The 24238-nt window shown below is 68.8% G+C and carries 20 protein-coding genes; 10 read left to right on the plus strand and 10 right to left on the minus strand.

The features are described from left to right. Positions 1–14 precede the first annotated feature (14 nt). From gnd to dnaA, 3 genes are all read right to left on the minus strand, one after another. Positions 15–890, minus strand: a complete 876-nt coding sequence (gnd, locus tag ACFW6P_RS02980; RefSeq protein ID WP_386349252.1) for a phosphogluconate dehydrogenase (NAD(+)-dependent, decarboxylating) — start codon at positions 888–890, stop codon at positions 15–17. 208 nt (positions 891–1098) lie between these two features. Continuing rightward, positions 1099–2229, minus strand: coding sequence for a DNA polymerase III subunit beta (dnaN, locus tag ACFW6P_RS02985; RefSeq protein ID WP_386349249.1), 1131 nt, complete (start codon positions 2227–2229; stop codon positions 1099–1101). 924 nt (positions 2230–3153) lie between these two features. Next, a complete protein-coding gene (gene dnaA, locus ACFW6P_RS02990) occupies positions 3154–5244 on the minus strand; it encodes a chromosomal replication initiator protein DnaA (RefSeq protein ID WP_386349246.1) in 2091 nt (696 codons plus the stop codon). A gap of 375 nt (positions 5245–5619) precedes the next feature. Between dnaA and rpmH the strand changes: the two genes are divergently transcribed. The 9 genes from rpmH (at position 5620) to ACFW6P_RS03035 (ending at position 12554) form a co-directional block, all read left to right on the plus strand. Next, positions 5620–5757, plus strand: coding sequence for a 50S ribosomal protein L34 (gene rpmH, locus ACFW6P_RS02995; RefSeq protein WP_003956500.1), 138 nt, complete (start codon positions 5620–5622; stop codon positions 5755–5757). Between the two features lie 21 nt (positions 5758–5778). Then, positions 5779–6150 carry a ribonuclease P protein component gene (gene rnpA, locus ACFW6P_RS03000; RefSeq protein ID WP_386349242.1) on the plus strand — a complete coding sequence of 124 codons (372 nt, stop codon included), beginning with the start codon at positions 5779–5781 and terminating at the stop codon, positions 6148–6150. Next, entirely contained in the window at positions 6147–6521 is a 375-nt protein-coding gene (gene yidD / locus ACFW6P_RS03005) for a membrane protein insertion efficiency factor YidD (RefSeq protein WP_386349239.1), read from the plus strand. Before rnpA ends, yidD begins: the two co-directional genes overlap by 4 nt. A 3-nt stretch (positions 6522–6524) precedes the next feature. After that, positions 6525–7808 carry a membrane protein insertase YidC gene (yidC, locus tag ACFW6P_RS03010; protein ID WP_386349237.1) on the plus strand — a complete coding sequence of 428 codons (1284 nt, stop codon included), beginning with the start codon at positions 6525–6527 and terminating at the stop codon, positions 7806–7808. Between the two features lie 15 nt (positions 7809–7823). Beyond that, the gene (locus ACFW6P_RS03015; RefSeq protein WP_386349234.1) at positions 7824–8336 is read left to right on the plus strand and encodes a protein jag; all 513 of its coding nucleotides are present in this window, start codon (positions 7824–7826) and stop codon (positions 8334–8336) included. Positions 8337–8459: 123 nt separating this feature from the next. Then, complete coding sequence (gene rsmG, locus ACFW6P_RS03020) at positions 8460–9176, plus strand: 16S rRNA (guanine(527)-N(7))-methyltransferase RsmG (RefSeq protein WP_386349231.1); 717 nt, start codon at positions 8460–8462, stop codon at positions 9174–9176. A 265-nt stretch (positions 9177–9441) separates the two neighbouring features. Continuing rightward, positions 9442–10518 carry a ParA family protein gene (locus tag ACFW6P_RS03025; RefSeq protein ID WP_386349364.1) on the plus strand — a complete coding sequence of 359 codons (1077 nt, stop codon included), beginning with the start codon at positions 9442–9444 and terminating at the stop codon, positions 10516–10518. After that, complete coding sequence (locus tag ACFW6P_RS03030; protein ID WP_386349228.1) at positions 10515–11615, plus strand: ParB/RepB/Spo0J family partition protein; 1101 nt, start codon at positions 10515–10517, stop codon at positions 11613–11615. The genes ACFW6P_RS03025 and ACFW6P_RS03030 overlap by 4 nt, the downstream gene beginning before the upstream one ends. Positions 11616–11936: 321 nt before the next feature. Further along, positions 11937–12554: a GNAT family N-acetyltransferase gene (locus tag ACFW6P_RS03035; protein ID WP_386349225.1), complete on the plus strand. Its 618-nt coding sequence runs from the start codon at positions 11937–11939 to the stop codon at positions 12552–12554. Between the two features lie 94 nt (positions 12555–12648). Here the strand turns inward: ACFW6P_RS03035 and trxA are convergent, their stop codons facing one another. From trxA to ACFW6P_RS03070, 7 genes are all read right to left on the minus strand, one after another. Next, entirely contained in the window at positions 12649–12981 is a 333-nt protein-coding gene (trxA, locus tag ACFW6P_RS03040) for a thioredoxin (RefSeq protein WP_356441927.1), read from the minus strand. 41 nt (positions 12982–13022) lie between these two features. Then, positions 13023–13991 (minus strand): thioredoxin-disulfide reductase, encoded by a 969-nt coding sequence (gene trxB, locus ACFW6P_RS03045; RefSeq protein WP_386349221.1) that lies wholly within the window; start codon positions 13989–13991, stop codon positions 13023–13025. A 165-nt stretch (positions 13992–14156) separates the two neighbouring features. Next, positions 14157–15080: an anti-sigma factor family protein gene (locus ACFW6P_RS03050; RefSeq protein WP_386349218.1), complete on the minus strand. Its 924-nt coding sequence runs from the start codon at positions 15078–15080 to the stop codon at positions 14157–14159. Next, a complete protein-coding gene (gene sigM / locus ACFW6P_RS03055; RefSeq protein WP_386349214.1) occupies positions 15077–15802 on the minus strand; it encodes an RNA polymerase sigma factor SigM in 726 nt (241 codons plus the stop codon). Before sigM ends, ACFW6P_RS03050 begins: the two co-directional genes overlap by 4 nt. A 27-nt stretch (positions 15803–15829) precedes the next feature. Further along, positions 15830–17527, minus strand: coding sequence for a protein kinase family protein (locus ACFW6P_RS03060; protein ID WP_386349211.1), 1698 nt, complete (start codon positions 17525–17527; stop codon positions 15830–15832). A 140-nt stretch (positions 17528–17667) separates the two neighbouring features. After that, positions 17668–19935 carry a murein biosynthesis integral membrane protein MurJ gene (gene murJ / locus ACFW6P_RS03065; protein ID WP_386422796.1) on the minus strand — a complete coding sequence of 756 codons (2268 nt, stop codon included), beginning with the start codon at positions 19933–19935 and terminating at the stop codon, positions 17668–17670. Between the two features lie 43 nt (positions 19936–19978). Then, a complete protein-coding gene (locus tag ACFW6P_RS03070; protein WP_386422798.1) occupies positions 19979–22354 on the minus strand; it encodes a DUF6049 family protein in 2376 nt (791 codons plus the stop codon). Positions 22355–22612: 258 nt separating this feature from the next. Here ACFW6P_RS03070 and ACFW6P_RS03075 point away from each other — a divergent pair, with 258 nt between their 5' ends. Beyond that, entirely contained in the window at positions 22613–24058 is a 1446-nt protein-coding gene (locus ACFW6P_RS03075; RefSeq protein WP_386422800.1) for a CCA tRNA nucleotidyltransferase, read from the plus strand. Positions 24059–24238 lie beyond the last annotated feature (180 nt).

Genomic DNA, 24238 nt, shown 5'->3' on the forward strand with positions numbered 1-24238 from the left:
GGCTTCGGTGGTGCTTACTTCGTCTCGACCGCGTGGCCGCCGAACTGGTTCCGCAGCGCCGCGATCATCTTCATCTGGGGCGAGTCCTCCTGGCGCGAGGCGAACCGCGCGAACAGCGACGCGGTGATCGCCGGCAGCGGAACCGCGTTGTCGACGGCGGCTTCCACAGTCCAGCGTCCCTCACCGGAGTCCTGCGCATAACCCCGGAGCCTGTCCAGGTGCTCGTCCTCGTCGAGCGCGTTGACCGCGAGGTCGAGCAGCCAGGAGCGGATCACCGTGCCCTCCTGCCAGGAGCGGAAAACCTCGCGGACGTCGGTCACGGAGTCGACCTTCTCCAGCAGCTCCCAGCCCTCGGCGTAGGCCTGCATCATCGCGTACTCGATGCCGTTGTGGACCATCTTGGCGAAGTGGCCCGCGCCGACCTTGCCGGCGTGCACGGCGCCGAAGTCGCCCCCCGGCTTGAGGGCGTCGAAGACCGGCTGCACCTTGGCGACGTTCTCCGCGTCGCCGCCGTACATCAGCGCGTAGCCGTTCTCCAGGCCCCAGACACCGCCGGAGACACCGCAGTCCAGGAAGCCGATGCCCTTGGCCGCCAGCTCCTCGGCGTGCCTCTCGTCGTCCGTCCAGCGGGAGTTGCCACCGTCCACGACGACGTCTCCCGGCTGGAGCAGCTCCGCGAGCCGGTCGATCGTGGTCTGGGTGGCCTCACCGGCCGGGACCATCACCCAGACCACCCGCGGACCGCTGAGCTTGCCCACGAGTTCTTCCAGGCTGTGGACATCGGCGAGGTCCGGATTGCGGTCGTATCCGAAGACGGTGTGGCCGGCGCGGCGTATCCGCTCGCGCATGTTGCCGCCCATCTTGCCGAGGCCGACGAGACCGAGCTCCATCAGTTGTGTTCCTTAGGTTGTGCGACGTGGCGTGCCGGCACATGCGTACCGCGGGTCACTGGGGTACCCGCGTCCGAGCCTAAACCCGGACGCTCGCGCACATCTGTGGGCATACGCGCTCAGTCGTACGCCCTCACCTGCGGGTTTGTCCTCAGACTGTGGACAACCACCGACGGAGCCCAGCCGCTCACCGGTCGCCGGGCCGGGATCAGCCGCTGAGGCGCACCGGCATGATCAGGTACTTGTAGGCCTCGTCCGCCTCGGCGTCCAGCGCCGGCTTGCCGCTGAGCAGCGCGGGCTTGGTGGACGTCGTGAAGGACAGCTGGGCGACCGGGGAGTCGATCGCGCTCAGGCCGTCCAGCAGGAACGTGGGGTTGAAGGCGATGGAGATGTCGTCGCCCTCGAGCTGGGCGTCGACCCTTTCCACAGCCTGTGCGTCGTCGCTGGAACCGGCCTCCAGGATGAGCACGCCCTGCTCGAAGCTCAGCCGCACCGGGGTGTTCCGCTCGGCGACCAGGGCCACGCGCTTGACGGCCTCGACGAACGGCGCGGTCTCGATGACGGCGATGCTGTTGAACTCCGTCGGGAACAGCGTGCGGTACTTCGGGAGGTCGCCCTCCAGCAGGCGGGTCGTGGTACGGCGGCCGGCGCCCTCGAAGCCGATCAGGCCCTCGCCCGAGCCCGAGCCGGACAGCGCCAGGGTGACCTGGTCGCCGCTGGTGAGGGCCTTGGCGGTGTCCAGGAGCGTCTTGGCGGGCACCAGGGCGACCGCGGAGGCGTCCGGGTTCTCCGGCTTCCACAGGAACTCGCGGACCGCGAAGCGGTAGCGGTCGGTGGAGGCGAGCGTGACCGTGTCGCCCTCGATCTCGATGCGGACCCCGGTGAGGACCGGCAGCGTGTCGTCGCGGCCGGCCGCGATGGCGACCTGGGCGGCCGCGGAGGCGAAGACCTCGCCGGGGACCGTGCCCGTCGCGTTCGGCATCTGCGGCAGGGCCGGGTACTCCTCCACGGGCAGGGTGTGGAGGGTGAACCGCGAGGAACCGCAGACCACCGTGGCGCGTACACCGTCTGTGGAGATCTCCACCGGCCGGTTGGGGAGCGCGCGGCAGATGTCCGCGAGCAGGCGGCCGGAGACCAGGACCGTGCCCTCCTCCTCGACCTCGGCCTCGACGCCCACCCGGGCGGAGACCTCGTAGTCGAAGCCGGACAGGCTCAGCTGGCCCTCCTCGGCCTTCAGGAGCAGGCCGGCGAGGACAGGCGCCGGCGGACGGGCCGGGAGGCTGCGTGCCGCCCAGGCCACTGCCTCCGCGAGTACGTCGCGTTCCACCCGGATCTTCACTGTTGCCGCCTCCTGCTGTTGCCGGCGCTTCTCGCTCTGCCTGGCCCTCGTCGTCTGTCTCGGTGTCGACGGTCCCCGCGTCGGGGAGGACACCGGGAACCAGTCTGACGCACGGCACTGACAGTAGATGCCTCTCGGGGTCAAGTCGTGACGAGGGGCGGTCGGGCACCGGAGAGCGAGTTGTGCACAGGACCCGCTTCTAAACGAATTCCGCTCTCTCTCTGGTCAGACGTAGTAGTAGGGCCTGTGGATACCGTGGATAACCACGTTTGCCCTGCTCAGAGCGGAAATTTTGTCCACGGGGCCTGTGGGCGGCAGCGGTGGACAACCCGGCGTCGCTGTGGAGAACAGAAAGTTCTGCACACGCCGTGCACAGGGGGAGCCGAGTTCTCCCCAGTGCCGTCCCCAGATTTACCCACCTTTCCCACAGCCCAATCTGGCACCTTGGTGTGACGCCTTTCACTCGACCCGGTGAGGAGGCGCGTCCTGTTGCCGAACAGTGGACAGCCATGTGGAGAAGCAGCCGATCTCTGGGGACAACCGCCCCCAGCCTGTGGGTTGGCCGTGGACAACTCGGTGCACAGCCTGTGGATCTCTGCTTTGTCCACAGGCTGTGGAGATCGTTCGTCCACGAATCCACAAGCGGCTGAGCTGGTCTGATGGTCCTTCGGTAGACCCTGCTGTGGACACGGTATGGACAACTTCCCGGTCCCCAGGATGTGGATGGGAGAAAGTCCGCGAATCTGTGGAGGGAGGCCGTAACCCGGTGCTTGTTCGAACAGAGGGCTGTGGGGCGCGCGCCGCGCGAGGTGTCCCCGGGGCCGCGCGAGACGTCCGCAGAGCCGCGCGAGACGTCCGCGGACACGCGGAAGGGCGCCCCCGGAAGTTCTCCGGAGGCGCCCTGAGCGGCGTCGGGGGCGGCTGTCAGCCGTTCTTGATGCGGTTTGTCAGCTCCGTGACCTGGTTGTAGATGGAGCGGCGCTCGGCCATCAGATTGCGGATCTTGCGGTCCGCGTGCATCACCGTCGTGTGGTCGCGTCCGCCGAACAGCGCGCCGATCTTCGGCAGCGACAGATCCGTCAGCTCACGGCACAGGTACATGGCGATCTGCCGGGCGGTGACCAGGGCGCGGCCGCGGGAGGTGCCGCACAGGTCCTCCACGGTCAGCCCGAAGTAGTCGGCCGTCGCGCTCATGATCGCCGTGGAGGTGATCTCGGGAGCCGAGTCGTCACCCCCCGGGATCAGGTCCTTCAGGACGATCTCCGTCAGGCCCAGGTCGACCGGCTGCCGGTTGAGCGAGGCGAACGCCGTGACCCGGATCAGCGCGCCCTCCAGTTCACGGATGTTGCGCGAGATCCGCGACGCGATGAACTCCAGCACCTCCGGCGGCGCGTTCAGCTGCTCCTGCACCGCCTTCTTGCGCAGGATCGCGATCCGCGTCTCCAGCTCGGGCGGCTGGACGTCCGTGATCAGGCCCCACTCGAAACGGTTCCGCAGCCGGTCCTCCAGCGTCACCAGCTGCTTGGGCGGCCGGTCGCTGGAGAGCACGATCTGCTTGTTGGCGTTGTGGAGGGTGTTGAAGGTGTGGAAGAACTCCTCCTGCGTCGACTCCTTGTCCGCCAGGAACTGGATGTCGTCGACGAGCAGGATGTCCATCTCGCGGTACCGCTTGCGGAAGCTGTCGCCCTTGCCGTCGCGGATGGAGTTGATGAACTCGTTGGTGAACTCCTCCGAGCTCACGTACCGCACGCGGGTGCCCGGGTAGAGGCTGCGCGCGTAGTGCCCGATGGCGTGCAGCAGGTGCGTCTTGCCGAGCCCGGACTCCCCGTAGATGAAGAGCGGGTTGTACGCCTTCGCCGGCGCCTCGGCGACCGCGACCGCGGCCGCGTGCGCGAAGCGGTTGGAGGCGCCGATGACGAACGTGTCGAAGAGGTACTTCGGGTTCAGTCGCGCGGTGGGTTCACCCGGGCCGGTCGCCGGTGCCGGCTGCGCCGCCAGCGGGCCGGGCGCACCGGTCGTGGGCAGGTTCGGGCCCACCGGGCCGCCCCGGTGCACGTGCCCCGAGCCGGCGGGCGGCTCCGGCAGCTCCCGCCGGACCGGGTCGCGCTGGTCGTAGTCGGGACGCGGTGGCTCGTACGAGGAGCGCTCCATGGGCTGCGGACGGTAGTCCTGCCCCGGGGCACCGTAGGCGTCCTGCGAGCCGTACTTGTCCTGGGGCTTGTAGCCGTCCCGCGACCTGTAGGAGTCCTGGGAGCCGTACGAGTCCTGCGCCGGTGACGCGTACGGGTCACGCTCGGGGAAGCCGAGGCGCTGCTGCTGCCAGCCGTACTCGTCCTGCCGCGGCCAGGCGCCGGGCTCGGGTCGCTGGTACTCGGACGGATAGGCGGGCCGGGCCGTCGGGAGCTGATCTGCGCGCGTAGGCGGATTCTGGTCGCCGCCCGTGCCCGGCAGCGGCTCGGCGCGGTGACGGCCGTACCCCTCGTACGGGTCGCGGTCCTGGCGGCTGTCGTACGCCTCGCGGTCCTGGCGTCCGTCGTACCCGTCGCGGCGCTCCTGGCGGTCGTACGCGTCGCGGTCCTTTCGGGCGTCGTACGCGTCGCGGTCCTGCCGTCCCTCGTACGCGTCGCGTTCCGGACGGGCGTCGTAGCCGTCGCGGTCCTGGCGGGCGGACGGGAGCTCGGGCTCCTCGTAGCGCTGCGGGGGGCGGGCCTGGGGGGCCGGGGTGGACGGGGGCTCACCGGCCGAGTCGTCGACGGTGATCGCGATCCGGATCGGGCGGCCGCACTCGCGGCTCAGCGTCTCGCTGACCACGGGTGCGAGGCGCCCCTCCAGTACGCCCTTCGCGAATTCGTTCGGGACGGCGAGCAGCGCCGTGTCGGCTACCAGCGCGAGGGGCTGGCAGCGCCGGATCCAGTGCTCGTCCTTCGCCTCGACCCCCTGGCCGCGTCCCTCCCCCAGGAGCTGCTCCAGTACGCGTGGCCACACTGCGGCAAGATCGGCAGGTACGTCAGCCACAGGGCACGCTCTCTCACAGGTCCCCCGAAGGTGTGATCCGGGGACGGGTCGGGATGTAAATCGGGTCGGGCAGGGATAAGGGAACGAATCGGAGTCCAGTCACGGTAGTCAGGGCGGCGGGTAGGGTTCAAGTTGTTGTCCCCAGCCTGTGGACAAGTGCCTCCCGGGGGCACCTGGTTTGACCGGATGGCGTAGCCGCGCGTACCGTAACCAGGTCGAGTTGTCGATGGCTGCTGCCGCCTGCCTCCGATGGGCACAGATCACTGGGGTGATCGGTAAGCGGTGCACTCGGGCGTAACTGCGAGCTACTCGTGGGCGCACGGTGACAGCCAGGACGGCACCCCGCAACAACCGATTTCTTTCTGGAGCCCCCGAGTGAGCAAGCGCACCTTCCAGCCGAACAACCGTCGTCGCGCGAAGACCCACGGCTTCCGGCTGCGTATGCGCACCCGTGCCGGCCGCGCGATTCTCGCGTCCCGCCGTAGCAAGGGTCGCGCCCGCCTGTCCGCCTGATCCCGATCAGGTCATGACGTCGTGCTGCCCACCGAGAACCGGCTGAGGCGGCGCGAGGACTTCGCGACCGCGGTACGGCGAGGACGCCGGGCAGGACGCCCGCACCTCGTCGTGCACCTTCGAAGCGGTGCCACGGACCCGCATGCGCCTGGGGAGAGCGCTCCCCCGACGCGTGCGGGTTTCGTCGTGAGCAAGGCTGTCGGCGGCGCGGTCGTGCGCAACAAGGTCAAGCGCAGGCTTCGCCACCTGATGCGCGAGCGAGTCGCCCAGCTGCCCCCCGGTAGCCTGGTAGTCGTACGAGCGCTGCCCGGATCGGGCGACGCCGACCAAGCACAGCTGGCCCGAGACCTGGATGCCGCTCTCCAGCGGCTGCTGGGAGGGGGCGCGCGATGAAGTACCCGCTGCTGGTTCTGATCAAGCTCTACCAGTGGACGATCAGTCCGCTGCTGGGGCCGGTCTGCAAGTACTACCCGTCGTGCTCCCACTACGGCTACACGGCCATCGACCGGCACGGTGCCGTCAAGGGAACGGCACTCACGGCCTGGCGCATCCTGCGGTGCAATCCGTGGTCGCTGGGCGGTGTGGACCATGTCCCGCCGCGCAAGCGCCCGCGGTGGCACGAAATGCTGCGTAACGCCTGGCGTGCACGCAAGGGCGGGCCCTCCGCCGCCGAGCCGGCCAGCGAGGGACAGACTCCTCCCACCAGTCCGTCCCGTCCCTCGAGCCCGGCCGCAGAGACACCGTCCCATGCCCAAGGAGCATGATTAGTGGACACGATTGCCAGCCTCTTCAGCTTCATCACCACACCCGTCTCCTGGGTCATCGTCCAGTTCCACTCGGTGTACGGTGCCATCTTCGGCCCCGACACCGGCTGGGCCTGGGGGCTGTCCATCGTGTCCCTGGTGATCCTGATCCGTATCTGCCTGATCCCGCTCTTCGTGAAGCAGATCAAGGCGACCCGGGCCATGCAGACGCTCCAGCCCGAGATGAAGAAGATCCAGGAGCGCTACAAGAACGACAAGCAGCGTCAGTCCGAAGAGATGATGAAGCTGTACAAGGAGACGGGCACCAACCCGCTCTCCTCGTGCCTTCCCATCCTGGCGCAGTCCCCGTTCTTCTTCGCCCTGTACCACGTGCTCAACAGCATCGCGTCGAACGACACCATCGGTGTGATCAACGAGCGTCTGCTGGAGAGCGCGCAGAAGGCCCACATCTTCGGTGCGCCGCTCGCGGCGAAGTTCACCGACGGCGCCGCGAAGGTGGAGGCCCTCGGGTCCTCCATCACCGACGTCCGCGTCGTGACCGCCATCATGATCGTCCTGATGTCGGCCTCCCAGTTCTTCACGCAGCGCCAGCTGATGACGAAGAACGTCGACACGACGGTGAAGACGCCGTTCATGCAGCAGCAGAAGATGCTGATGTACGTCTTCCCGATCATGTTCGCCGTCTTCGGCATCAACTTCCCGGTCGGTGTGCTCGTCTACTGGCTGACCACCAACGTGTGGACCATGGGCCAGCAGATGTACGTCATCCGCAACAACCCGACCCCGGGTTCCAAGGCCCAGGCCGCCTACCTGGAGCGCCTGCACAAGCACGTCGCCGAGCACGGCAAGGTCAGCCGGCGCCGTGACAGGGCCATCATCAAGGCGATCGTCGCCAAGGGCCGGGACCGCAACGAGTTCGAGCGCAAGTTCATCAACGGCCTCAGCAAGGTCGGCCTCGTCGCCCAGACCGACGGCACCGTCGTCAAGGGCGAGTCCGCGGTCGCGGCGCAGGCCGATGACGGCACGCCCGTGACCGCCACCGGCACCCCGAAGCGGCAGCAGCCCAAGCGGCAGAGCAAGGCCCAGCGCCAGTCCGGCGCCGCCAAGGCGGCCGGTGAGCACCATGAGCCGAAGACGTCGCTGAGCAAGTCCGACGAGCCCGAGGCCGCCAAGCCCGCCGCCGCTGCCAAGAAGGGTGGAGGCCAGCCCGGCAACGGCACCCGTAGCAAGGCCCAGTCCGGGCAGCGCAACGGCCCGCAGCGGCCCAAGTCCCCGTCCAAGAAGTAAGAAGGAGTCCATCCCGTGACGGAAGGCACCACCTCCGCCGCTGCCGAGGGTGCAGACACCCTGACCCGCCTGGAGCAGGAGGGCGAGATCGCGGCGGACTACCTTGAGGGTCTGCTCGATATCGCCGACCTCGACGGTGACATCGACATGGACGTCGAGGCCGACCGCGCCTCCGTCTCGATCATCAGCGACATGGGCACGCGTGACCTGCAGAAACTGGTCGGCCGTGACGGCGAGGTCCTGGAGGCGCTCCAGGAGCTCACCCGTCTGGCCGTGCACCGGGAGACCGGTGACCGCAGCCGCCTGATGCTCGACATCGCGGGATACCGTGCCCGGAAGCGCTCCGAGCTGTCCGAGCTGGGTGCCAAGGCCGCTGCTGAGGCCAAGAGCAGCGGCGAGGCCGTCAAGCTCGAGCCGATGACGCCGTTCGAGCGCAAGGTCGTGCACGACGCGGTCAAGGCCGCCGGGCTGCGCAGCGAGTCCGAGGGCGAGGAGCCGCAGCGCTTCGTCGTCGTGCTGCCCGCCTGATCGGCCCCCACGTTCCCCGGCCCCGTCTGTTGCGCAGGCGGGGCCGAACTTTGTCAGCCTGATAGTTCTGGTGGTTCTGGTGTCGGCGCGGGTGCGCTGACGCGTACGGAAGGACGGTCCCCCGTGACGGAGGCAGCGGAGCTTCCCACCGCGCCCGAGCAGGCGCGCGAGGTGTTCGGCGAACGTTTCGCGGATGCGGTGCGATACGCCGAGCTGCTCGCCGAGGCGGGCGTGCAGCGCGGTCTCATCGGGCCACGTGAAGTGCCCCGGCTGTGGGAGCGGCATCTGCTGAACTGCGCGGTGCTCTCAGAGGTCGTGCCCGACGGCGTGACCGTGTGCGATGTCGGCTCCGGCGCCGGCCTCCCCGGCATCCCGCTGGCGCTGGTCCGGGAGGACCTGAAGATCACGCTCCTGGAGCCGCTGCTGCGACGCACCAACTTCCTCACCGAGGTCGTGGAGCTGCTCGGCCTCGATCATGTGACCGTCGTGCGGGGCCGGGCCGAGGAGGTCATGGGGAAGATCCAGCCCGTTCATGTCGTGACCGCCCGCGCCGTCGCGCCCCTCGACCGCCTGGCTGCGTGGGGGATTCCGCTCCTGCGTCCCTACGGGGAGATGCTCGCGCTCAAGGGCGACACGGCGGAGGACGAGCTGAAGAGCGCGTCGACGGCGCTGAGCAAGCTGGGTGCCGTGGAGACGTCCATCCTGCACGTCGGTGAGGGCGTGGTGGATCCGATGTCCACGGTCGTGCGGGTCGAGGTCGGGGAGAGCCCGGGTGGGGTGCGCTTCGCAGCGAAGCGGGCCAAGGCGGCGCGCACGGGACGGACCCGTCGGAGGCGCTGATTCGTCCTGAGGACGAGACGTACTCCACACAAGCTGCTCAACCTGTGCATGCCGGAGTGTCGGGACGCTCCGGCCACGGCTGCCCTGCATCGTGTTTCACGTGAAACGTCGCTCACTGCTGCACGGCATCATCAGTCGTGGCCGCGCTGCGGCCGAACCCCGCGACCGAAAGCCTCTCGGTTCACTCGACGAGGGAACCGAGTTGTCCACAGAGGTGGATTTCTCCACAGAACGCCAGGCCTCACTGGTTCGTGACCCCGAAGACATGGCAGGCTCTGTTCATTGCGAGCCTGAAGTCGAGGAGAGTGAATCCGTGCGGTCCGACGCCAACATCGCGGGACCGATGACCGATCCGGTCCCCGGTCCCCGTACCGAGTCGATGGGAGCGGATGTTTCACGTGAAACACCGCCTCCGATGGACGACACTCCCATCGGTCGTGCTGCCCAACTGGCGGTAGAGGCTCTGGGCCGCGCCGGCGAGGGCCTCCCGCGGCCCGAGCAGACCCGAATCATCGTGGTCGCCAACCAGAAGGGCGGTGTGGGCAAGACGACGACGACTGTCAACCTTGCCGCCTCACTGGCTCTGCACGGTGGTCGCGTGCTCGTGGTCGACCTCGACCCCCAAGGCAATGCGTCCACCGCACTGGGCATCGACCACCACGCTGAAGTCCCGTCCGTCTACGACGTCTTGGTGGACAGCAGGCCTCTCTCCGAGGTCGTCCAGCCGGTCCCGGACGTCGAGGGACTCTTCTGTGCCCCCGCCACGATCGATCTCGCCGGTGCCGAGATCGAGCTCGTGTCTCTGGTGGCGCGGGAGAGCAGGCTGCAGCGCGCCATCCAGGCGTATCAGCAGCCGTTGGACTACATCCTCATCGACTGCCCGCCCTCGCTAGGCCTTCTGACGGTCAATGCGTTGGTGGCTGGGCAGGAGGTTCTGATCCCCATTCAGTGCGAGTACTACGCACTGGAGGGACTGGGCCAGCTGCTGCGCAACGTCGACCTGGTACGAGGGCACCTCAACCCCGCCCTGCATGTGTCGACCATCCTGCTCACCATGTACGACGGCCGGACGCGGCTCGCGTCCCAGGTCGCCGAAGAGGTGCGTACGCACTTCGGGGACGAGGTCCTGCGGACGAGCATCCCCCGCTCCGTCCGTATCTCCGAGGCGCCGAGTTACGGCCAGACGGTTCTGACCTACGATCCTGGTTCGAGTGGTGCCCTCTCCTACCTTGAGGCGGCACGAGAGATCGCGCTGAGGGGTGTGGGCATCAGCTATGACGCCACACACGCGCACATCGGCACACAGCAGAACGACCCGAGCATGGTGGAGGGCATTCAGTGAGCGAGCGACGGAGGGGGCTGGGCCGTGGTCTTGGCGCACTGATCCCAGCTGCGCCGACGGAGAAGTCGGTGGCCCAGGCTGCGGCAGGCAACGCCGCTCCGACATCCCCCGCGGCAGCGCCCTTGCTGCCGACCGACCGCGGAGTGGCTGCGGCGAGGGTGGCCGGTCTGCCGTCTGTTTCACGTGAAACAGAGCAGTTGCTCCAGCCGAGCGCTCCCACCCAGCCTGTGGCGCCCGTCGGTGCCCACTTCGCCGAGATCCCCCTCGATGCCATCACGCCGAACCCTCGGCAGCCACGAGATGTCTTCGACGAAGATGCCCTGTCGGAGCTCATCACTTCCATCAAGGAAGTGGGCCTCCTCCAGCCGGTGGTCGTGCGGCAGGTGGGTCCCTCCAGCTACGAGCTCATCATGGGTGAGCGCCGCTGGCGTGCCTGCAGGGAAGCGGGGCTCGAAGCGATCCCTGCGATCGTGCGGGCCACGGAGGACGAGAAGCTCCTTCTGGACGCCCTGCTGGAGAACCTGCACCGCGCCCAGTTGAACCCGCTGGAAGAGGCAGCCGCCTACGACCAGTTGCTGCGGGACTTCAACTGCACACACGATCAGCTGGCGGACCGCATCGGCAGGTCCCGTCCGCAGGTCTCCAACACCCTGCGTCTGCTGAAGCTGTCGCCGGCCGTGCAGCGCCGGGTCGCCGCCGGGGTGCTCTCGGCCGGTCACGCGCGGGCGCTGCTGTCCGTCGAGGACTCGGAGGAGCAGGACCGTCTGGCTCACCGCATCGTCGCCGAAGGGCTCTCGGTGCGGGCGGTGGAGGAGATCGTGACCCTGATGGGATCGCGGCCGCAGAAGGCTCAGAAGCCCAAGGGCCCGCGGGCCGGGGGCCGTGTCTCGCCCGCGCTGTCCGACCTCGCCACGCGGCTTTCGGATCGCTTCGAGACGCGGGTCAAGGTGGACCTGGGGCAGAAGAAGGGCAAGATCACGGTCGAGTTCGCCTCGATGGAGGACCTGGAGCGGATCCTCGGATCACTCGCTCCGGGCGAGGGGCCGGTCCTGCAGAAGAGTCTGCTGGAGGGCGAATCCGAGGAGAGCGAGGCCTGAGACTTCGGCGGGAGTTTCGACCGTGCTTCCGCCAGAGCGGGCCGTGTCCGGTGTGTGCCGGAACATGGCCCGCTCTTTCCTTTTTGGCGGTATCGACGGAATCGCATCGTGGATACGATGCGATCGAGTCCGGCGCGATCACCCGGCACCACCTCTGAGAGGGAAAGGCAGGGGCATGCGAACGATGAACCGGACCGGACTGGTGAGCGCCGGTTTGGGACTGGGAGCTGTCGGTGGGTTCATCTGCAGCCTCCTCAAGGAACGGAGCGCTCTGACAGCCGCCCGCGACGCGGCGGGGCAAGGAAGCGAGGATCAGCCTTCATGGGGCGCCGGCTCGTACCGCTCACTCTCGACAACCTTCAGGACCTTCCCCAGCGCTGTCGATCGTGCGTCTTCTGGGAGCTCGATCCGGTCAGCGGTGAAGCTGCGGTAAGAGCGGGAACGTCCGCTCTGGAGAAGGAAGCCTGGATCTCGGCAGTGCTCCTGGACTGGGGATCCTGTGGGCGGGTGGTCTACGTCGATGACGTCCCCGTGGGTTTCGTGTTGTATGCCCCTCCGGCCTACGTCCCCCGCTCGACGGCGTTCCCCACGAGTCCTGTCTCCCCCGATGCGGTCCAGCTCATGACCGCGTTCATCGTGCCGGGCTACCAGGGTCAGGGACTGGGGCGGGTGATGGTCCAGACGGTGGCCAAGGATCTGCTAAGGCGGGGGGTCAAGGCGATCGAGGCCTTCGGCGACGCACGCTGGAAGGAACCTGCCTGTGTGCTGCCTGCCGACCACCTCTTGGCGGTCGGCTTCAAGACGGTTCGGCAGCACCCCGCTCATCCACGGCTGAGGCTGGAGCTGCGATCGACGCTCTCCTGGAAGGAAGACGTGGAGATGGCGCTGGACCGGCTGCTGGGAGCTGTGCAGAAGGAACCGGCACTGCGTCCCCTGTAGAGGTGGGCAGTCAAGCGAATGGGCCAACCGTTTCCGGTTGGCCCATTGGTGTTTCACGTGAAACATGCACCGCCGAGGCGGCGGCTCAGCGACATCACTCGGAGATGAAATCCTCGAGGTCGCGGACGATCGCGGCCTTCGGCTTGGCACCCACGATGGTCTTGGCGACCTCCCCGCCCTGGTAGACGTTCAGGGTCGGGATGGACATGACGCCGTACTTGGCGGCCGTACCCGGGTTCTCGTCGATGTTCAGCTTGACGACCTCGATCTTGTCACCGTACTCGGCGGCGATGGCCTCGAGGGACGGCGCGATCTGGCGGCACGGACCGCACCAGGCGGCCCAGAAGTCCACGAGAACGGGCTTGTCGCTCTTGAGGACGTCCTGCTCGAAGGAGTCGTCGGTCACATTCTTCAGGGTGCCGGCCACGGCGGGCTCCTTAATCGTTGGTGCGTGGGGCGGGTAGGGGGTCAGACCGAGGTCTTCTCGGGCTCGGCCGGCTCCTCGTCCGCCAGGGCGGCGAGGAAGCGCTCGGCGTCGAGAGCGGCGGAGCAGCCGGTCCCGGCAGCGGTGATCGCCTGTCGGTAGGTGTGGTCCACCACGTCGCCCGCAGCGAAGACACCTGTCAGGTTGGTGCGCGTGGAGGGGGCGTCCACCTTCAGGTAGCCCTCTTCGTCCAGGTCGAGCTGACCCTTGAAGAGCTCGGTGCGGGGGTCGTGGCCGATGGCGATGAACAGGCCGGTCACCGGCAGGTCCGCGAGCTCGCCGGTCTTGAGGTTGCGCAGCTTCAGGCCGGAGAGCTTCGGGTCGCCCTGGATCTCGGCGACCTCGCTGTCCCACACGAACGAGATCTTCGGGTCGGCGAACGCACGCTCCTGCATCGCCTTGGAGGCGCGCAGGGTGTCACGGCGGTGGACGATCGTGACGGACTTGGCGAAGCGGGAGAGGAAGGTGGCTTCCTCCATCGCCGTGTCACCGCCCCCGATCACGGCGATGTCCTGGTCCTTGAAGAAGAACCCGTCACAGGTGGCGCACCACGAGACGCCGCGGCCGGAGAGGGCGTCCTCGTTCGGCAGACCGAGCTTGCGGTGCTGCGAGCCGGTGGCGACGATGACGGCCTTCGCGCGGTGGACCGTGCCCGCGGTGTCCGTGACGGTCTTGATCTCCCCGGTCAGGTCGACGTTGACGATGTCGTCGGGGACGAGCTCGGCGCCGAAGCGCTCGGCCTGGGAGCGCATGTTGTCCATGAGCTCGGGGCCCATGATGCCGTCCTGGAAGCCCGGGAAGTTCTCGACCTCGGTGGTGTTCATGAGCGCACCACCGGCGGTGACTGCGCCCTCGAACACCAGTGGCTTCAGCGACGCGCGCGCGGTGTAGAGCGCCGCCGTGTAGCCGGCGGGCCCGGAGCCGATGATGATCACGTTACGGACGTCGCTCACAGCTTGTTCCTCGTCTCTGGACTGCGTCGTTCGACCGGTGGGAGCTTCTGTCAGAACTCTCATCCCACCCAACGGATCCTAAGGGGCGCGCATTCCCGCTGTGTCCGGGCACACGGAGATGCCACGCCGTGCTCATCACCATGTGGGCGTAGACGGAGCGCGCGCTCACGCGGACGGGTAGGTACGCTTCAGGAGGACCTTGCCGGCGGAGGCGGGCGCCTCGTGATCCACGCAGGTCGCGTCGACGACGTAGGCGGTGACCCGGCTGTCGTCGGATGTGTCGGGAAGCAGCACCAGCATGGCCTTCTTCCCCTGATACCTGCCGTTCTCGACGGCGAGGGCGGCGTCGTCCCGCCCGATGCCGTCACGGACGCAGGCGGGCGCTACCGGTTCCCTGAACACCTTGGGCTGGTTCGGGCTCGGGGCGGTCTCGGCGCCGAAGGGAGTGCGGGAGCCCTCGCCTCCGCCGCTCTTGCTCTCGGCCAGGAGCACGGTGACCTGCTGGTGCAGCTTCCCCTCGGAGAAGGTGTCACCGGGTGAGGGCCGGCCGCTGCTCGCGGTGTCCTGAGGATGCTCGCCCTCGCCGAGCGACGACAACAGGACGGAGCCGAATCCCAGGGCTGCCGCGGTGAGGACGGCTCCCAGCACGGCGATCCGGCGGCGTCCGTTTCGCGTACGGGTCTTGCGCCCGGGTCCCGTGGTGGAGGAGCGCGGGCGTCCTGCGGGCCGGTCGGCGGGCGCAGACGTTTCACGTGAAACATGCGTCCCGCTGTCGTCCTCGGACGCGGACAGCGCAGCAACCGTCGTACGGTCTTCCGTGACCTCCGGTTGTGCGGCGTTCAACAGAGCCTCGGCGGCGAGGGCGGCATCGATGCGGTGCGCGACGTCGTCGGGCATGCGGGGCGTGCCCGGCAGCGTGCCGAGCAGACCGCGGATCTCCTCCAGGGAGGCGTAGACATCGTCGCAGAGCTCGCAGTCGTCCAGATGCCGACGCAGGTCCCTGCTCCTGGCCGGTGGGAGGAGGCCCTCGGCGAGGTCGGAGATCTCCGCGACGTCCGGGTGCCCGGCCATATCAGTCGTCGGCGTCACGCTCGTCCACCTCCGCCCCTCACTGCAGCTGAGTCGTTCGGTCCTGTGTCCCCGGGGTCCGCTCGACGCGGTCCCGCTGCGGGTGGGACGGTCGGCCGGGGTGTCCGGTTCCCTGCCCCGTCCGGCTTCTTGCCGTCGCTGCCTCGGTCCGGCCGGAGATGCGTGAGCAACGGGAGGAGTCTTGCTCTGCCGCGTGCGCATCGGCTCTTCACCGTGCCCGTCGGCACATCGAGGATCCGGGCCGCTTCCGCGACCGGGTAGCCCTGCATGTCGACCAGGACAAGTGCGGCACGTTGATCGGCTGGGAGGGTGCAGAGGGCTTCGACGAGCTGGCGGTGGAGATCCTTGCGCTCCGTCGGCGCCGAAGCCGACTCGTGCGGCTCCAGCAGCTGTTCCAGACGCTCGGTGTCGTCGACGGGAGAGGTCTTCCGGGAGGCGGCCTTGCGAGCACGGTCCAGGCAGGCGTTCACCGTGATCCTGTGCAGCCAGGTCGTGACGGCCGACTGGCCCCGGAAGGTGTGGGCGGCCCGGTAGGCGGACACGAGGGCGTCCTGGACCGCGTCAGCGGCCTCCTCGCGGTCCCCCAGCGTCCGCAGCGCGACGGCCCAGAGTCGATCCCGGTGCCGGCGCACGATCTCGCCGAAGGCATCGGGGTCGCCTTGGACGTGGTGGGCGAGGAGGTCCTGATCACTCACTCCGTCGTACCCGGTGCCGTCTGCCATCGGCCCCCTTCCTCGAGGCAGATGCCGTCAGCTGCTCACCTTGATGTCCGCCAGCCGGCCGCGCCACTTGCCGTCGTCCGGCTGCATGGGCAGCTTGGTGAGCCACACCAGGAGGTACCGGCTCTCGACGGACTTGCCGGGCTTCAGCTCCACCGTCGTCCCGCTGCCCTCGGCGACCTTCGAGTAGGCGTCGAACGAGGTCGGCCGCGCGTCCGCGTCCGCGCTCGCGCTGCGGAGCTCCACCGAGGTGTCCCCCATGAAGGTGACCGTCACCTTCCCGACCTGCTGCGTCTTGCCGAGGTCGAGGATGATGCCGACGCCGGGCTTCAGGCGGCCGAAGTCGGAGCTCAGGTAATAGTCCGTCTGCCAGTACGTGGCGGTGCTGTCGTCGTAGACCTTCCCTATGTCGGAAGGCTTCTCGGACTGGTCGCCGTAGGGGTCGAAGTCGCGGGCGCCGCTGATGGCGACGGGTTTGCCGGGTACGGGCTTCTTCTGGGGCTTGTCGTCCCCGTCGTTCGTCTGGGTCTGGCCCGGGTCGTCGTTCTTGTCGCCCTGGTCCATCAGGGCGTCCGCCAGTTGCCAGCTGCCGAGGCCCAGGGCGGCGATCAGAAGTGCGGCGACAGCCCACTTCAGGGCCTTGCCCGTGCGGCTCTGCAGCGGGGGCGGCGGGGCCGTCATCGGCTGGGTGATGCCGGGGCGGGGCGTTTGACGGCCGTACGAGCCCTGCTGGTACGTGGTCCGCGCGTACTCGGGCGGCGCGGTGAACGCCGGCTCGGGCGGGGGGATACGCGGCATCTCGCCGATCGCTTTCACCAACTCCTCCGGAGTGGTGCAGGGCGCCTCGTGGCGGGAGGCTGTCGCACCGTCGTTGGCGAGCGCGCGCATGGAGAGCTCGGACAGGCCGCGGTGCACTCCTGCCCGCACCTGGTCGGGCGCGATCAAGCCGATGTCCTTCGGCAGGCCCGACAACCCGTAGGCGTCGTTCTCGTAAGGCCAGCGCTGGGTGAGTGACGCGTACAGCAGGGCGCCGATGGCCTCGGTGTCGGCGCGCTGGGGAGTGTCGGACGAAACACCCCGCAGTGCGGCGTTCACGGCGAGACCGCGGATGCGCCACTGGCCGGTCGAGGTACGCAGGACGGCATTGGGGTTCAGCCGCAGATGCGCCAGGCCCTCGCGGTGGGCGGCGGCCATCGCGGCGGACACCTGACTGACCATCTGGTAGGCGTCGTACGGCTCCAGCGGCCCGGCGGCGAGAAGCGTGGTCAGTTCCGTCGCGTCGGGGAGCCACTCGTGGACGACGTAGACGACGTCGTTCTCCTCCACCGCGTCCAGCACCTGGACGAACCGGGGGTCGCCCAGGAGGGCCGAGGAGCGCGCGGCGGCCAGCACGGAGCGGGCGCGTGAGTGGTCCGCGGGCAGGATGTGCACGCCGACGGCACGGCGGAGCTTCTCGTCCACGGCACGCCAACTGCTGAAACCGTCCAGACGGGTGACGCACTCCTCGAGGCGGTAGCGTCTGGCGAGCTTGTGACCGCTGTGCAGTGCAGGCGGCGAGGAGTGTCCGGGCCCGTCGGTCCGGATGCTCTCCTGTACCTCGTCGCTGTCCGTGTCCCGCTCCCGGTTCTTGGCCACCCCGTCGGCCGTGGACTGGTCCGCCTGTGCGGTCAGCGACGTCTCGTCGCTGTTGTCTGCCACGTCGACGGCAGCCGTACTCCGTTCCGCCACCGTCGTTCCCGCCTCCCCATCCATTGCGCGCCGGTCGGCGACCTTGCGCGCCGTCCGACGCCGAAACCAATTGTGCCCACAGTCCGCCGCTATGCACGACACGCGGTGGCTGACGATGGTTGTGCGCCTACCCCCCCGACTCAGCGTCCCAGGCGTCCGCGAACCATGCCGACCAGGGAGTTGAGTTCCTCGATCCGCATGCGGCGGGCGGCGAAGAAGAAGCCCACGAGGAGTACGGCGCCGCCCGCGAGCACCGCGGCCAGCGAGCCCACGACACCCTGGCCGAGCGTCTGGCCGATGCCGTAGCAGGCCGCGCCGCTGAGCAGGGCGGCCGGAACCGACGCGATGCACAGCCGGGCGTAGGTACGCAGGACCCGGGCTCCGTCCAGGTCCCCGCCCAGCCGCTTGCGCAGCCGGCGCCAGGCGACACCCACGCCGATCGCGTAGGCCAGTCCGTAGGAGGCGGCCATGCCGACCACGGCCCAGCGCGACGGGATGACGAAGAAGCAGATCGCCGAGGCACCCGCGTTGACCGCGGCCACGATGACCGTGTTGGAGAAGGGAGTTCGGGTGTCCTCGTAGGCGTAGAAGGCACGCAGGACGACGTACTGCACGGAGTACGGGATCAGCCCGAGACCGAACGCCATCAGCATGAAGCCCATGTTGGTGGCCTCGCTGGTGCCGGAGGAGCCGAACATCAGCGTGCACATGGGGATGCCGAGCGAGAGGAAACCGAAGGCGATCGGCACGATCGCGACGGCCGTGTTGCGCAGGCCCTGGGAGATGTCGTCCCGGACGGCGCCGCCGTCGCCCTCGGCCGCCGAGCGCGACAGACGCGGCAGCAGGGCGGCCATGAGGGAGACCGTGATGATGGCCTGCGGCAGGCCCCAGATGAGCTGGGCGTTGGCGTAGGCGGCGAAGCCGGTGCCGTCGACGGGCGAGGCCTTGCCCGCCGCGGTGGACAGCTGGATGACGATCATGGCGCCCGCCTGGTTGGCGAGGACGAACAGGACCGTCCACTTGGCGAGCGTGACGGCCTTGCCGAGTCCCTGGCCCTTCCAGTCGAAGCGCAGCCGCAGCCGGAAACCGGTCTCCCGCAGGTAGGGGATCATGGCGAGCGCCTGGACCACGAGTCCGAGCAGGACGCCGATACCGAGGAGGCGCTGCCCCTCCGGCGGAATGGTCGAGGCCTTCATCCCGGAGTCGCCGGCGGTGCCGTAGACGTAGATGAACATGCCCAGCGTCACGATGATGACGATGTTGTTCAGGACCGGGGTCCACATCATCGCGCCGAACTTGCCGCGGGCGTTGAGGATCTGGCCCATGACCACGTGGATCCCCATGAAGAAGATCGTGGGCAGGAAGTACTGGGCGAACGTGACGGCGACCTCGTTCGCCGCCGGGTCGCTGGCGACCGGGGCGGACAGCAGGCGGACCAGGAGCGGCGCGCCGAGGACCGAGAGGGCGGTGAGCGCGCCGAGCGTCACGACGACCAGGGTGAGCAGGCGGTTGGCGTAGGCCTCGCCACCGTCCTCGTCCTCCTTCATAGCCCGGACCAGCTGCGGCACGAAGACGGAGTTGAGACCGCCGCCGACCGTGAGGATGTAGATCATCGTCGGCAGCTGGTAGGCGACCTGGAAGGTGTCACCGAGAAGGCCGACGCCCAGGGCCGAGACGATCAGCGCGGAGCGGATGAAGCCGGTGAGACGGGAGACCATCGTGCCGGCCGCCATCACGGCGCTGGACTTCATCAGGCCCGCGGCGCGGCCGGTCTTCTTCGGGGCCTGCGACTCGGCGGGTTCCGGTTCGGGGGTGTCGTCGGCCAGGGGAGCCGCGACGGTCTGCTCGGGCGCCGTGTACCGGCCCTGAGTCACGGGCGCAGGGGACGGGCCGGGCACCGAGGCCGCCTCGTACGAGGGGTGACCGCTGCTCTGCTGGTCCCTGAAGAGGTGTGCGAAGGCGTCCGGCTCCCGGCGCGGCTCGCCCGCCTGGGAGACGAGGTCGTCCACGCCCACGAACTGGGTGGTCCGGGGGTCGTCGCCGTAGGGCAGGTGCTGCGTGAGGCCGTCCGGCTCCGGCGCGGGCGTCTGCGCCCACACCTGCGGGTCGGGGGCGTACGGCGACTGCGGCGGCTGGGCGTACATCTGGTGCTGCGCCTGGTACGCGCCCGGTGGGGGCGGCTGGTGTGCGGCGCGGTCGTAGGGCGCGTCGCCGACCGGCGGGGCCTGGGCGGAGAGGTCCTGAGCGCTGTACGGGTCCATGGCGTGGGCGCCCTGGAGGTACATGTCCGCGGGCGGCTGCGGCGGCAGCTGGCCATGCTCGGGAGGCGTGCCCTCAGGCCCGCCCGCCTCGGGGTGGCCCGAGCCGCCCACGGCACGGCCGCGATCACCGTCGTACGGCGCGTTCATGGTTACCCCACCTCATCGTCCCGGGCCCACCGGCCACGACATCTCAACGGTCCACTCTCTCACCCGTGCCGGACGGGTCGGCACTTTCGGCTGCGGTGTCCGGGGCCGGGTCACTCGGCTGCTCGGGGGCGTCTGCCCGGGAGCCGGCGTCGGACTCTCCCTTGAGACGTTCGTCGGCGGGCTGCGGGTTCTGTGCTGCGGCGGCCGGGCGGTCGGCGGCGTCCTCGGCCGCCTCGCGCGCCGCGGCACGCTTGCGCTGGGTGTACATCCGGAAACCGGCGAGGACCAGCAGCAGGACACCGCCGCCGATGACCAGCATCACCGTGGGGGTGATCTCGGTGACCTTCACATCGAAGGTGACCGGGTCGCCGTAGGGCCGGCCGTCCTCCGTGTACAGCTGCGCCTCGACTTCCGCCCGGCCGTTGGCGTTGGCGGACGTGGTGAACTTCACGGACTGGCTGTGGCCGCCGTTGACGGTGACGGGCCGCTCATCGTAGGCGGCGTCACCGATCTTGAGGCGCGTCGGATTCTTCGACGTGAGCCGTAGCTCCAGGTGCTCCACGCCCTGGACCAGGTTGTTCTGGACGGTCACCGGGATCGTGGCGCTGCGCCCGGAGAGCTTGGTCTCGGACTTCTGGATCAGCTTGACCCCGTCGATGAGCCCGTCGAGGTAGGACTCCATGCCGTCGCGGTACCCCACCGCCGCTACGCCCCGGTTTCGCCAGGACGTGGACATCTCACGGTTCATGGCCCGCCCGAACGGAGTCACCACGCGGGACTGGCGGGTGAGGATCACCTTGAACTTGTCGAGCTTCTCCTTGGTCCTGGCGATCTGCTCGAACGCGGCCCGCGGCAGCTCCTGCTTGCGCAGGGAGGCCGGGTAGGCCGAGCCCGGCGGAACGCTGGTGTTGGCCGCGGGGTCCGGTTTGGCCTTCGCGGCGTCCGCGAGGTCCTGAGACTCCGACCAGTTGCCGCCCTGGAGGGCCGCGAGGGCTTCGGCCATGGCCCGTGCCTGGCTCACGGACGGCATGCGCTGCGGGGCGACGACGACGCTGCGCCGCTTGCCCGTCTGCTGCTCCAGGGCCAGGCTCTGGGCCAGGAATCGCTGCACGGCGAGCGTCGAGGCGGAGGCCTTCGTCAGGTCGCCCTGGAACACCGTGGACATCCTGGCGTCCGCGACGACCGCGGTGGTGCCGCCGCCGATGGGGCGGGCCGCGGAGGGCGTGTACGACAGGTTGTCCTGGAGGCTGTCGCTGCGGGCGATCACCTTGTCGGCCCCCGCGGAGGTCGCGACCTTCACGATCGAGGGGTCGACGGCGCCGTCGACAGGCCAGGCGAAGTCCGTGGACGCTTTGACGTGGAGGATCACGTCCACCGTGTCCTCGGCGACGTCGGCGGCCTCCTTGAGGTGGCTCAACGAGCCGGTGACGTTCGTGCCGTTGTGGGCGAGAGAGGCCAGGTCGGGGTCGCCGAACGGCAGGGCGACAACCTCCTTGCCCGCGACCGCCTGCTGCAATTCGGCGAGCCAGCGCCTGGCGAGCTCCTGGTTCGTGCCCTCGGTGTTGGTGCCGTCCGTGTCGCTGACCTCGTAGGTCTTGGTCATCGCGTCGACGGAGGCCAGCAGGTCCGGGTCGACCACCCAGGTGACGTCGAGGCCCTTGCCCAGCGACACCATCTGGTCGAGGCGGCCGCCCGGGGCCAGCTTCTCGGCGAGCTTGTTGTCGCGGAACACCGGCGTCTGCTGCTCGTTCGAGCCCGTCTCGGCCGCCATGTGGGCGTCGGAGACGAGCGGCCACAGGACCGTGGTCTTCGTCTTGGAGCCGGCGCTCTCCGGCTGCCACGGCAGGAACGTGCGCTGGATGCCGAGGATCTGCTCCCAGGGCTGTGCCGACGTCTCTCCGGAGAGGGTGACACCCAGGGGGTAGACGCCGTCCTGGCCGAGGTCCAGCTCGTCGACCGGCACGGAGATCGTGAAGGGCTCCGCCACACCCGGGGTGAGTTTGGAGAACTTCTCGGTGTACTTGCCGCCGACCTTCTCGCCCAGAGGTCCCTGGACGTCGCTGCTCTTCCTGGCGAGTGTGTCGATGGACGACCGGGTGCCCATGGGCGGGCCCACAAGGAGATCGACACGGGCGTCGGTGACGGGCTGCTTGCCGTTGTTCGTCACCGTGCCCGACACGGTCACCGTGTCCCCCTCCGTGGGGGCGCCGGGAGTGAGGGAGTCGACCGCGACGGACACCGAGCCCGCACCGGACACGGCCTGCGGGGACTCCTGAGCTGCGGCGCCAGCGGGGGCGGCGGCCGGCAACTGGAGCAGCCCGGCCAGCAGGGGCGCCCCGGCGAGAGCTGCCCCGGTGCGCCGCAGCCACCGGCGGGCAGGTGAGGCACTGGTCCCCTGGAAGTCTGCCGCGTCGGCCACGCGCTCGCCCGTCCCTCGTCGTCGTCAGTGGTCGTCGGAATGTGCGTCCACGCATGGTAACGATGCCCGCTGAGGGGAAGTGCCGCGGTCCGCTCCACAAGATCGCGGGCAAGCGGTCTCCCTGTCTGGTATGCAGGCCTTTGCGGGGGAGCGGGTTCTTGACTCCCCGGGGCGCGTCTTGTGCCTCTGTCCAGGGACGCCTCCGCAGCCGAAATACGGGGAGCTGCGGTGCGCCCCGGCCACGTACCCTCTTCTGTTGTGCCGAACGCCAACGAAGAAACGTCCCGTGCCCTGAGCCACGTGCAGCAACGCGCGGTGAGTGAACTGCTGCGGGTCGCTCCTGTCGCCGACGACCTCGCCCGCCGCTTCCAGGAGGCCGGGTTCTCACTCGCCCTGGTCGGCGGCTCGGTACGGGACGCGCTGCTGGGCAGACTCGGCAACGACCTGGACTTCACGACCGATGCCCGTCCCGGGGACGTCCTCAAGATCGTGCGCCCCTGGGCGGACGCCGTCTGGGAGGTCGGGATCGCCTTCGGCACGGTGGGGGCCCACAAGGGTGGCTACCAGATCGAGATCACCACGTACCGGTCGGAGGCGTACGACCGCACCTCACGCAAACCCGAGGTGTCGTACGGCGACTCCATCGAGGAAGACCTCGTCCGCCGTGACTTCACGGTCAACGCGATGGCCGTTGCACTGCCGGAGAAGGAGTTCATCGACCCGCACGGTGGGCTCGAGGACCTGGCCTCACGTGTGCTGCGCACCCCTGGAACCCCGGAGCGGTCGTTCTCCGACGACCCGCTGCGGATGATGAGGGCCGCGCGTTTCGCGGCGCAACTCGACTTCGAGGTCGCTCCCGAGGTCGTCACGGCGATGACGGACATGTCCCGGCGCCTCGAGATCGTCTCGGCCGAGCGGGTGCGGGACGAGCTGAACAAACTGATCCTCTCCCCGCACCCCCGCAAGGGCCTGACGCTGCTCGTCGAGACGGGCCTCGCCGACCAGGTGCTGCCCGAGCTGCCCGCCCTGCGCCTGGAGCGTGACGAGCACCACCGGCACAAGGACGTCTACGACCACACACTGATCGTCCTGGAGCAGGCGATGGAGCTGGAGGACGACGGTCCCGACCTGACACTCAGGCTGGCCGCTCTGCTCCACGACATCGGCAAGCCCCGCACGCGCCGCTTCGAGAAAGACGGCCGGGTCTCGTTCCACCACCACGAGGTGGTCGGGGCGAAGATGACCAAGAAGCGCATGACAGCGCTGAAGTACTCCAACGAGCTGGTGAAGGACGTCTCCCGTCTGGTCGAGCTCCACCTGCGCTTCCACGGCTACGGCACCGGCGAGTGGACGGACTCCGCAGTCCGGCGCTACGTCCGTGACGCCGGCCCGCTCCTCGACCGTCTCCACAAGCTGACCCGCTCCGACTGCACCACGCGCAACAAGCGCAAGGCCGCAGCCCTCTCGCGTGCGTACGACGGCCTGGAGGAGCGGATCGCCCGGCTGCAGGAGAAGGAGGAGCTCGACTCCATCCGCCCGGACCTCGACGGCAACCAGATCATGGAGATCCTCGGCGTCGCTCCCGGCCCGGTCATCGGACGCGCGTACAAGCACATGCTGGAACTGCGGCTGGAGCACGGGCCGATGGAGCACGATGCGGCGGTGTCCGCGCTCAAGGACTGGTGGGCCGAGGAGGAGAGCTGAGACAGGAGATCGGGGTCATGTTTCACGTGGAACATGACCCCGAACCGAGGTGCGGTTCTTCAAAGGCAAGGGGCGTCGCACCCGTGTCAAACGGGGCTCGCCCCCAGCGGCCCTTGGTTTTAAGATGAAAAAAAAAAATTATGTGGGCAGAGAGAATGTAATTAAACCAAATTAACAAAA

Origin of the sequence: Streptomyces sp. NPDC058741 (assembly GCF_042746715.1) — a bacterium.
Lineage (GTDB): Bacteria > Actinomycetota > Actinomycetes > Streptomycetales > Streptomycetaceae > Streptomyces.

Coding starts and splice junctions, on each gene's coding strand:
- gnd (WP_386349252.1), bottom strand. CDS start 890: ATGGAGCTCGGTCTCGTCGGCCTCGGCAAGATGGGCGGCAACATGCGC.
- yidD (WP_386349239.1), top strand. CDS start 6,147: ATGAAGTACCCGCTGCTGGTTCTGATCAAGCTCTACCAGTGGACGATC.
- ACFW6P_RS03025 (WP_386349364.1), top strand. CDS start 9,442: ATGGCAGGCTCTGTTCATTGCGAGCCTGAAGTCGAGGAGAGTGAATCC.
- ACFW6P_RS03035 (WP_386349225.1), top strand. CDS start 11,937: ATGGGGCGCCGGCTCGTACCGCTCACTCTCGACAACCTTCAGGACCTT.
- sigM (WP_386349214.1), bottom strand. CDS start 15,802: ATGGCAGACGGCACCGGGTACGACGGAGTGAGTGATCAGGACCTCCTC.
- murJ (WP_386422796.1), bottom strand. CDS start 19,935: ATGAACGCGCCGTACGACGGTGATCGCGGCCGTGCCGTGGGCGGCTCG.